Genomic DNA, 6381 nt, shown 5'->3' on the forward strand with positions numbered 1-6381 from the left:
CTTATACGATATGATACATCATGTAAAACAAACCTTCCTGACGTCAGTAGCCTGTTGCCTTATGCTTTGCGCAGCGGCGCAGGCGGTAATACCCGGAACGGAGATCATGGAAATGGTGCAGCTTGCCGAAAGCTACCGCCATGCCAAAAACCTGAGCTTTAATGTAGACATTAAGTATACCGACAGCCTCAATACGGATACCACCATTGAACAAATGAACGCTTCCTATAAATTACATGGCGGGTATTACTATACCTATATAGACAGTACAGAAATTGTTCAGGGTAACCGCTATAGCCTCAGGGTAAGCCATACAGACAGTGTGATCTCCGTTCGTAACCGGCAAACCTATCCCGATGTGATGAATATGCCCGTTACCGATACGCTGTACTGGAAAACTTTTGTACAAAGCTTAACGGTTACTGCCGTAAATGACTCGGTAAGAACCCTGAAAATAAAATTTAAACCGGGAGCGCTGTACAGCAGCTATGAAGTGAAATATAATTTTAAGCGATACCGCATGACGCAGGTGAAAGCCTATATGCCCGCCGATTTGCCGGGAACAGACCCGGATCTGTTTCCCAGCGGTAAGGCGCTTATTACATTCACTTTTTCCGGCTATGATACGTCCCTGTTAGACGCCGGGTGGTTCAATGAAGATAAGTATATCATATACCAGGGCGGGCAATTTCAACCCAAAGCGCCCTATACAGGCTATTTTATAGAAACCAATATTACGCAATAATAATTTCAGCCAGCAGCATGAAAGCATCGTCAGATCATATAAACCCGGAAAGCCGCAGCACCCGGCAATGCGGTACTGCACAGCATGATAAAAGAGCCGGATGGCATTTGCTCATGGGCATTGCACTGTTTACGTTTTTTACCGGCTATAGCACTGGCCTTAAAGCCCAGCAGTCTATAACCTACAAGCAGGAATTGGATGGCGCGGCAGGTCAACTGGTAAAAGACAGCAGCCGCACGGTAATGGATTCTGTTTTTTTTAATCCCGGATCTTTCCCGGCCATTGATCCCCAGGCGGCATATAAAGTTTCCAATATAATTGTGTTCCATATTAATGAGACTTCACCAAGGATGCTTCCCGACTCCTTTAAAGCCGAGTTAACCCTGCGCGTATATTTTACCAATGGAAGCAATGTTTCGGATTCCGTTACTGAAAAAAAACTCAACATTGATTATTACAAAAGCAAGCCTTATAATAATAAGGCGATTTATTACTTCGGCGATGCAAGATTAGTTAGGGTTAAGGTGCTTGACATCACTTCAGCGTACCCGGCATTATCCACCATACTGCCTTTGCTGAAATTGGAAAACCGGATGGTTATCAGCCGTGTTTTTGCAATGGACTGCGAAAACGATGCCATCACATCTGTGTCGCATAGTACCGCCACTGTTTCAACAAAAGGAGAGCTGAAAGTTTCCTGGGCAAGCCTCAACGCGGCGCAGGAATACGACCTGGAATGGACTTTTATTGATCAGTCGGCCTTGGATGCAGGATGGTATAATACCGGCGGATCTCCTGATGCTGAAAAAATATTCCGTAATAATGCCACCCGCGTTACCATCCACACCAATAATTATAATATCCCTTTATTGTATGAGGGCAATGGCAAATTGTTTTACCGGGTAAGGGCCGCCCAAACCATGGTTGATAAAGAAAGAAAGGTAACCCTGTGGAGCTCAGATTTCATATCCCAGGGTGGTTTGGGTGAATACGTATACAGCGGTCACGAACTTTTGCTGAACTGGCAGGCGGCCACTTCCTTTGCCGAAGAAGGCAAGCGTAAAAGCGTGGTACAATATTTTGACGGCACCCTGCGCAACCGTCAAACGGTAACCAAGGATAATACAACAGATACCACCATAGTAGCCGAAACTTTTTATGACAAGCAGGGAAGGGCTGTAATACAGGTGCTGCCTGCACCTACGCTGAGCTCTTTGATCGGCTACAATCCGCTTTTCAACCAGGCAAGGGTAGACGGGGTTCCGGTTGAAAATACACCCGGCGTATACGACACGCTTAAAACCCCCGCCGATTATTGTGCGGGCGCTGCACCGCCGCTTGATTCGGTATCAGGGGCTTCGCAATACTATTCCTACAACAATCCCTATAAGCTGAACCCCATTCATAAATTCATTCCGCAGGCAAAGGGGTATCCTTTTTCGGAAGTAAAGTACAGCCAGGACAATACCGGCCGCATCGTTAGCCAGGGGGGTGTGGGGCCGCAGTTCCAGCTACATTCCGGCCATGAAACCAAATACTATTATGGTACGCCGTTGCAAACAGAATTAGACGCGCTCTTTGGTACGGAAGCAGGCTATGCTTCTCATTACCAGAAAAACATGGTACGCGATGCCAACGGGCAATACAGTGTATCGTATGTGGATATGCATGGAAGAACGGTGGCTACCGCTCTTGCCGGCGCGGTGCCCGATTCCATGCAGGCGCTTGCGTCTTTCCGGGATTCCATCCAAACGGATAACCTGTTAACACCTGTGAACAATGTAATGAAAGGAAATACCATAGAATCTACATCCGCGTTGCTGGTAACCAAAGCCGGTGTAGATTCCTTCTTTTACAAGCTCAATGCCGAAAGCCTGCAGCTCAACGATAAAGATGCGGTTGCCATTTGTTATGATTGCCTGTATGATCTGACGATCACTATTTCCGATGATTGCAATAACCAAAACCTGCCTGGTGATTCATTGTTTGTTTTCCGCAAATCCAATATGCGGGTGCAGCCGCCTGCCTACGATACTACCTGCGCTATTGCCGATACCTTTGATGTGAAGCTTGGCGTAGCACTCCAGGAAGGCAGCTACCTTGTTACCAAAAAGCTCACCCTGCGCCGGGATGCGATGGCTTACTACAGGGACAGCCTGTACACGCCTCATAATACCGTAAGAACAAAAGAAGATATCATTGCCGAACAGCTCAGCCGCATCAGGGAGCAACGGGGAAGCGATTGCGTACAGGAAGGACAACCCTGGTACAGCTACCAGCAATACCATGAGCAAATGCTCTTGGATATGACACCACCCTTCGGCCAATATGCCCGCTATCCCAATGATCCCAGCGATCCCAGGAACCAGGGAGAAGACTATCTTAATCTTTTTTCCATATTTGATAAGGAAGGTAACCCGGGCACCTATATTTACAAGAACATTGCATACACCGGGTCTTATCCACGCGCTCCGAATGAAATGTCGCCGGAGGATTTCATCTCCAATTTTCAGCCGCAGTGGGCCGAAGACCTGGTGCGGGAAAGGCACCCCGAGAGATGCCTGCTCAGGGAGTATGAATCCTATAAGGCCAGTCACCACTGGGACGCTGATTTTGAAGCAACCGATACCTACCAGCAGGCGCTGGCAAAAGGCTATCTTAACCCCACCAACTCAACGGATCCGCCTGCTTCGGGCTTTGGCAATGGCAACGACTCCCTTTTTTTTACCCATCCCGGAGCAGCATCCTGGTTTAATACCGCCCTGCTCACTTATAAAACCAATGATGAGCAGATACTTAGCCTCTGGGCTGCGGCCAGCATCATGGCCCATTGCGACACGGAAGATGCAACCTGTGTAAACAGCTTTAAGGATACGCCGTCCAATGTATTCAACAGCAGCTTTATGGGCTGCGAAGGGGAATTAGACATGGCCTGGCGATTTTTCAGGAACGAATACTTGCGTTTAAAACGCGGGTGGATAGATGACCAGATACGGTCTGCCTGCAGTTTCCCGGTATTAGAAGATAAAGCGGCCCCTGTGTTTTTAGATGAAACAGCAGCAATAGGCCTGGCAGGCGACCTGCTCAGCACCGACCGGGCTGTTGCTGAGCAGGCTGCTGCCGACAGCCTCGCCAGCATGGCTGGCAGCACCTGTCTTGCTTATGCGCAGAGCTGGTGGCGGCAACTGGAAACCTGCAATTATACTGCCACAGACTCTGCTATCATTATACCCCGTTTGATAGAAGTGTGCAAACAGGGCAGCGACACCACCCATCCCTTTGGCGCAAGCAGCGTACGCCCCGAAAGCGAACACAGCTACAGGAGCTTTGATGATGTGATCAGCCAGTACAATACAAGTATAGGAAAACCCAGTAATGCGGCCTGTAATGCTTACCTTATTGATGCGCCCGGCCCTTACAACAGGCCTGTGCTGGCGGTGGAGCAGCCGCTGTACACCAAACCCGATGCCTGCACCTGTGAAAAGCTCGGTGCGCTGAAAGCGCAATATGAAACCGCTTCGGGCTACAGCAGCTTTAGCGACTATGTTCAAAAAACCTTGCATACCACTATCAGCCAGAATGCATTGGACAGCCTGCTTAATTTGTGTAACGGCAATATTGCCTGCCGCTATATTGCAAAACCCATCACCCTGCCCCCGGCGCTGCAATGCGCCACGGGATATGATGTATGCGTGGACTGTGATTCTATTACCACACTCTACAATGTCTTCAAACAAAAGTTTGCATATACAATACCAGCATATGAGGAGCCTGATGAGCAACAGCAAAGACAGAACCGCCTGTTCAGCAATTTTATGAATAATAAATTAGGGTTCAGTAAAAGTGCCGGCGAATACCTTCAGTTTATGGATAGTTGCTCCCTGCGACAGTTAAGATTCGCAGATACGCTTATTATTCCCGCTACAGGAGTACAAAAACCTTCAAATATTTCCTGCGAGCAACTAATCAAAACATATAATAATTTCCTTGTTGATTTTCCTCATCCGGAAAGAGGAGCACAGGTACAAATATTTGTAGAAGTCCCCGGTGGCGCCTTAATGGAATCTCAAAATACCACTGCTTTTCAACAACAGTTCCTGGCACTCCCTGAAACACCAGACAGTCTCCAAAGTAAATCGAAATCCATTTCCGGTTCGCCTCCTCAAATACAATTCATTGCTGAACCAACGGGATATTGGACCGATACTTTTCTTGTTTGCAAACCTTTATTTGAATGGTATTTCTCTTCACACCTTAACCTGTCCGGTTACAACTATGATGTATTTATGGACTGGCTTGCAAATGAATGCGGTATAAAAATTCGTCAAACGCCATGTGGCAGCCAGGTTGCGGTTAGATGTGATACGCTACAGCAGGTATTAAACCGCTTTAATAGTAAATATAGTGGTATTCCAGGTAACAATATTACCGAAACTATTGCTATACCGGCTCATAAAGTAATCCATATAGGTCGTTACTATGCCAGTTTATATTATGAAGCCAGCTTTTATTCCAGTTATGCATTGGCAGCTCATACATGGACTGATGGTGGGATATGGCAAAATATCAGAGATAATGTCAATTTCAATTTGAACCTGCTTCCTGATAGCGCCACGATAAATACTGCATTTTTAAACCTTTATGCAAAGCCCGAACATTTAGAATTTTTTCCACAGGAAGGCGCCCATTTCCGTTACTGGGGAGATGCTGTGTACGGCATATTTGAGCGGTTTAACAGCATTGTAGTACCGGGTCAAACCATGTGGTCAACACTTCCAGGTACTGATACCACACATAGATTATCTCTTGCACCCATTTCGGTTGATAATGGAAACGGAGTTTATGGCAATCATATTTACAGCAACGAAAATTATCTGAACCAGTTATGCACCAGCCTGGTAACTGACATGTATGAAAATGCCACTAATTACAATGTTAATTTTGGACTTCAGTTCAGATTGAATAATGAAGAACTCGGCTATAAAGCAATGGTATTTTGGGGAAATAGTGGTTATGCGCCTGAAAAAAAAACCTACCTGTCTGTAAACTATACGGCTTCCAAATGTGATGTATTTACCGCATTTGTAAATAATTCACTGGGCACTCACATGACAGCCCAAGAGGTAATGAATTTATATTCTTTATGTGAAATCAGTACCGGATTGTGCAATCAAAGCATATTGGGTTCGCAAAGCGAATTGCTCCTCTGCGGAAAAAATGAACCCGTGTCCCCAACACTCACCTATGAAGAGGTGTACGATCCGCCCTGCTCCGACAGCAGCACGCTGGCCTTTAATTCGGGCACGGAGATATATACCATGTACAGGGATTCACTGAACAATATATTCGACAGCCTGTACACGGCCAAATGCCTTGGTGCGGCCGCCCTTGAACAGTTTACCGTAAAGCGCAATGTAAGCGAGTACCATTATACCTTATACTATTACGACCAGGCGGGTAACCTGGTAAAAACCATTCCGCCGGAAGGAGTTAATATTAGCCGGCATCCGGACACGCTTGCGTTAGTGGCACAGAAGAGATTGTTGGGAGAATCCTATCCGCGTAAGCATACCATGCCCACCCTATACCGTTACAACAGCCTGAACCAGGTGGTAAGCCAGCAAACGCCCGATGCC

At 46.8% G+C, this 6381-nt stretch carries 2 protein-coding genes; both read left to right on the forward strand.

Annotated elements, in window-relative coordinates:
- The first annotated feature begins 10 nt into the window (after positions 1-10).
- Complete coding sequence (locus tag VL121_RS06990; protein ID WP_325403581.1) at positions 11-745, forward strand: LolA3 family protein; 735 nt, start codon at positions 11-13, stop codon at positions 743-745.
- Between the two features lie 17 nt (positions 746-762).
- On the forward strand, positions 763-6381 hold a 5619-nt coding region (locus tag VL121_RS06995; protein ID WP_325403583.1), incomplete at its 3' end, for a DUF6443 domain-containing protein.

The organism is Agriterribacter sp. (assembly GCF_035497235.1).
Lineage (GTDB): Bacteria > Bacteroidota > Bacteroidia > Chitinophagales > Chitinophagaceae > Agriterribacter.

Coding starts and splice junctions, on each gene's coding strand:
- VL121_RS06990 (WP_325403581.1), top strand. CDS start 11: ATGATACATCATGTAAAACAAACCTTCCTGACGTCAGTAGCCTGTTGC.